Here is a 4547-nt window from a genome sequence, read left to right on the forward strand (position 1 = left end):
CATGGGTTGGATGAACGACACGCTGGTGTACTTCAGCAAGGATCCGGTCCATCGCCGGTTCCACCACCACGAGCTCACATTCTCGTTGCTGTATGCGTTCCACGAGAACTTCATCTTGCCGCTCAGCCACGACGAGGTCGCTCACGGCAAGGGTTCGCTGCTGGCCAAGATGCCCGGGGACCGCTGGCAGCAGTTCGCGAACCTGCGGGCGCTGCTGGCGTGGATGTGGGCCCATCCCGGACGGCAGTTGCTGTTCATGGGTGGCGAGATCGCCCAGAACGACGAGTGGCGGCACAACGCCAGCGTGGACTGGCACCTGCTGGAGTATCCCGAGCACGCCGGGGTCCAACGTCTGGTCCGGGAACTTAACGCGGTGTACCGCGACGAGCCGGCCCTCTGGGAGCAGGACTTCGATTGGCCGGGGTTCCGCTGGATCGACCCGAACGACGCAGACCACAGCGTGCTGTCGTTCGTCCGGTTCCCGGTGACCGACCAGCGGGTCGTGGCGTGTATCGCCAACCTCACCCCCGTGGTCCGGCACCACCATCGGGTCGGGCTGCCCCGGCCGGGTCGGTGGGTCGAGATCCTCAACACCGACGCCATCCAGTTCGGCGGCAGCGGCGTCACCGTCGGCGATCTCACCGCAGAGCCGATCGGCTGGAACGACCTGCAGTACTCGGCCTCGATGACGCTTCCCCCATTGAGTGTCGTCTGGCTGGCGCACGAGGGGTAGCACGGGGCCCCGTCCGGCCAGGCACCTGCCCAGGTGGCGGAAACTGCGCTGGCTGGCCGCTCGCACATCGCTTCGACACGGGCGGTTCGTCGGTCAGTCCCTGCCCACGCTCTGGTGATCCGCACCCTCGCGGTGCGTGCGCCGGGGAACCGTCGCCCGTGCGTCGGACTGGGCCCACTCGAAGGGCCAAAAAGTCGCTGCTGTGGCTCGTCGTCCGTGCGAAAATCGTCGCTGCTTGCAGGTCCAAGCGCTCACAACCGACCCCCGATCAGCGCCTCAGCCGGGCCTAAAGCGGTCATGCCCCGTGAAATCACTGATGTATCGGGCACCTGCACGGGTCGTGTTCTAGGGTCGCAAAGATCCCCAATCCCATGGCGTGGTCTTTGGGTCGGCGCTTATCCGGTGGCCTTGCGGATGTACTCGCCGATCTGTCGCAGCGACCGTGTGGCCTCCGGCACCAGCGGCGCGCACAGCTGGAAGTCGTGCACCTGCCCGGGCCAGACGCGCACCTCGGCGGGCACTCCGGCGGCTGCCAGCCGGCGTGCCGCCAGCCGCGCGTCGTAGAGCAGCACCTCCGAGCCGGACACGTGAATCAGCGTGCGCGGCAGCCCCGGCTCGATGCGGTCCAGCGGTTCGAAGACGTCCTCGGGCTCCCCGTCGACGACGCGACGCGCGGCGGGCTTCGCGATCAGCTTCACCAGCGCGTCGAACGCCTTGGGCGGGAACATCGCATCGCTGCGGATGTTGGGGTGCGCCTGCTTGGGATCCATCTCCAGCTGCATCAGCGGCGACATCGCCACCAGGGCGGCCGGCTCTTCGCCCTCGGCCAGGAGGCGTTCGGCCAGCGACAGCGCCAGGTAGCCGCCCGCCGAGTCTCCGGCCAGCACAATCTGGTCGGGCTCGTAGCCCCGGTTGCGCAGCCAGCGCCAGCCGTCGTAACAGTCCTGATTGGCTTGTCCCACCGAGTGTTTCGGGATCATCCTGTAGTTCGGCACCAGCACCGGCGCGTCAGCGTAGTGCGAAATCATCGTCGTCAACCGGCCGTGCGAATGGACCCCGCAGGTCAAAAACGCGCCGCCGTGCATGTACAGCACGATGCGGCGGGTGCCGTCAGCCGGCAGCACGTCCTTGGCCCGGACGAGCTGCGCGGTGCAGTTCGGCAAACCGACGGTGGCGCGGACGCTGCCCGGGATGGGCAGCAGCGCCTGCGAGGCAAAGTCGATGATGCCCCACGGCCAAGGCAAATGCAGCACGTGGCTGCCGATTGCCAGCGTCGGACGGATGATGAGCCGAGCACCCAGCCAGGCCACCCGACCCGCGATGCTCGGACCATCCTCAATCACCTCAACCGGAGCGCCGTCACTGACCGGGTACCTTGGGTACCTGCACAGCTTCAGCGCCCTAGCTGCGCCGATGCGCGGCCGGGGCGAATCCAAGACCGTAACGGATGCGGTCATGCCAACACTCTTACGTCGTTATAGCCGGGGCGGACTCACGATCTCGACGTCAATCCCCGTCATTTAGCTTGACGTCTTAACTGCTTAAACCGATCAACGACCGCGATTTGATCCGAGATCAATGGGACATGCCTGCAACAGGGCCTCACCACCAGAAACTTCTGGCGACGAGCCTCTAGCGACAAGCCCTGGCGCCGCCGATTTGTCGGCAGGGCCAAGTTTTCATGCAACCCGGCTGACGCTCCTCATCAGGAGCCTGGCCACACTCATCATCAAACCCGATGCCCGCCAGCTAGGAGGTCGATACCGTAATCGAGGCCCTGACCTTGGCTGCGGTGGATGTGCTGGTCGATCCAGCGCTGCCCCGGTCGGCGAGCAGCTCCTGGGCCTTTTGCTGCCAGTGCCGGTAGGCGGCTCGCCGATGCAACTCGACCGTCCCCGAGCCTCGGGCGATGCTGGCGCGGGCTGCGGTATCTTCCGCTGTCTGAAGCCTGCGTAGGACGCGATCGCGGGTGCGGATATTTCTGGATTCTTGGGCAGCATCACCGTGGGTGTTGACCAGGGCATTGTGGATCTCGTCAATCCTGCTCTGCGCCACTATGACCGGAACATCGACCGGCTGATCGGCCGCATCGACGGCTTGCTTCATCGCCGCGATGAGGATCGCCGACTCGGAGCCGGGTTCCTCCCCGTTGACCTCGGCTTTTACCCGTTCCGGCGGGTAAAAGTTGGGCTGGCGCTTCGCTTTGGCGTCCACCGCAGCGTTGTGGTCCGCTTGCATTCTCGCCACGCTGACCAGACCGGCGTAGAGCCGGTCGGCGGTGCCGCCGCGGGCGGCGGCTGCAGCTGCCTGGGCCTGGCGTTGCTGTGCTATCTGTTGCTCCGTTAATCCGTTGATGGTGAACGGCGCTGGTGAATCATCTTGCGGCAGAGGTGTTCCAGGTTGGTAGCGCCAGCCGCCAGGCTGCTCGGCGTTGAGTGTCGCCATTTAGATTGCCTTTCCTGCGCTTTGCTCATTCGTGCCCGGAGGCAGGGTGCCCTTGCGGGTGACGAGGTGGTCCTCCCCGGCGATACCGACCCCCGTGCCCGTCGGGTCGGGGAAGTGGCCCGTGGTGCTGAACTCGTCACCATGGGTGGGCACTGCATAGCCGGCGCTGGTGATGCCGCCGTCCATGTCGCTCGGGATGCCGCCGTATCGCTGTTGCGTACGCCGGTACGACTCGACGTCGCCGTGGGCGGTTTCATCACCTAGCCCGCCGGTCGTCGACAGGCGCTGCGCCACTGGCGGTTGCTCGTAAGCTTTGTTGCGCTCGCCGGTTGCGGGCCAGACGGCCGCTGGAGACGCGGCCACGTCACTGGACGACGGCGCATTGCCCTGTGGCGCACGGTCGTCGCCGAACAGAAACCCGTGTCGGATCGACATGTGGAGCCTCCTGCGTCGAAAACTGAGCTCTAGCTGACATTTTAGATCTCAACTACGCTCGAATGCGTTGTTGCGGCGCCCTCGAATTGATCACTAGCCAAATATGTTGCTCCAGCGCAAGAAATCAGGGCCAGTGACGGCAATCACAACGACCAGGGGCCTTAGCCTCGATCCGTGGATCGGTGATTTCGCGTGGTCGTCGACGCGGTTGGCTTGAAGTGCGGCCGGGGGCGGCGCGATGGCGCGTGCGTGATCGGCTGGCTTGTACCAGCTTTTCCTTGTTGGGAGGTTCCTTGGGTCGGGCCTGGGATAGCCGGGGTGGACAGGGTCTGGTCGGTGGGTTAGGCGGCGCGGGGTTGGGCAGTCGGGTATTGGTAGCTGATGACGTTGTCCCACAGGGTTTTCCATCCGGTTTGCCAGGGCCAGTGGGCTGGCAGGTGCAGCATCGGTTTGCGGGCCGGGGCGGCGAAGCGAGCGGGCACGTTGACCAGGTTGCGGCGCAGGGTGGCGCCACGGGCCACGGCCTGGTGACCGCCAGCGAGGGTCCCGGCGGCGCGCAGCAGGTTATGCGCGATCACCGCGCAGAAAAGCCAGGCGCAGTTCGCCGCGAACAGCCCTGAGGGGATATGAGCCAGTGGGCCGTCGATCAGGTCGGCGAAGGTGGTTTCGATGATGGCGTGCTTTCGGTGAGTGATGTCGGCCTCGGCGGTGGGCAACTCGGAGTTGGTGACAAACGGGTGATAGCGCCACACCGGAAACAACGCATCGGGGTCGAGTAGCCCGGGGGAATCGCACCCCGGGCTCTCATAGAACCGTGCGTAACAGTCTCCCGTTACACGGCTCCTGTCGTCTTGATCATCAGCGGGTCGGTCACCTGTGCCCAATGAGCGAAGTAGCGGGGATAGGTCGTGGTGACGTATTCCCATTTCGCTCG

Annotated in this window: 4 protein-coding genes and 1 pseudogene; 1 reads left to right on the top strand and 4 read right to left on the bottom strand. The window is 65.4% G+C overall.

The genetic code is table 11. From position 1 onward, the window contains the following. A partial coding sequence (locus tag VMD50_RS11910; protein WP_325427955.1) for an alpha amylase C-terminal domain-containing protein occupies window positions 1-733 on the top strand: 733 nt, incomplete at its 5' end. A gap of 395 nt (window positions 734-1128) precedes the next feature. Here the strand turns inward: VMD50_RS11910 and VMD50_RS11915 are convergent. The 4 genes and pseudogenes from VMD50_RS11915 to VMD50_RS11930 form a co-directional block, all read right to left on the bottom strand. Further along, window positions 1129-2190 carry an alpha/beta hydrolase gene (locus tag VMD50_RS11915; RefSeq protein ID WP_325427956.1) on the bottom strand — a complete coding sequence of 354 codons (1062 nt, stop codon included), beginning with the start codon at window positions 2188-2190 and terminating at the stop codon, window positions 1129-1131. A gap of 292 nt (window positions 2191-2482) precedes the next feature. Continuing rightward, window positions 2483-3178, bottom strand: a complete 696-nt coding sequence (locus tag VMD50_RS11920; RefSeq protein WP_325427957.1) for a hypothetical protein — start codon at window positions 3176-3178, stop codon at window positions 2483-2485. Beyond that, window positions 3179-3613 (bottom strand): hypothetical protein, encoded by a 435-nt coding sequence (locus VMD50_RS11925; RefSeq protein WP_325427958.1) that lies wholly within the window; start codon window positions 3611-3613, stop codon window positions 3179-3181. A 341-nt stretch (window positions 3614-3954) separates the two neighbouring features. Further along, window positions 3955-4380 (bottom strand): annotated as a pseudogene (locus VMD50_RS11930) (IS1380 family transposase); the annotation flags it as partial. Window positions 4381-4547: the final 167 nt, after the last annotated feature.

This window comes from Mycobacterium sp. (assembly GCF_035506235.1).
In the GTDB taxonomy this organism is placed as follows: Bacteria; Actinomycetota; Actinomycetes; order Mycobacteriales; family Mycobacteriaceae; genus Mycobacterium.

What these genes read in the sequence shown, in the direction of transcription:
- VMD50_RS11915 (WP_325427956.1), bottom strand. Translation starts at nt 2,190, where the DNA reads ATGACCGCATCCGTTACGGTCTTGGATTCGCCCCGGCCGCGCATCGGC.
- VMD50_RS11920 (WP_325427957.1), bottom strand. Translation starts at nt 3,178, where the DNA reads ATGGCGACACTCAACGCCGAGCAGCCTGGCGGCTGGCGCTACCAACCT.
- VMD50_RS11925 (WP_325427958.1), bottom strand. Translation starts at nt 3,613, where the DNA reads ATGTCGATCCGACACGGGTTTCTGTTCGGCGACGACCGTGCGCCACAG.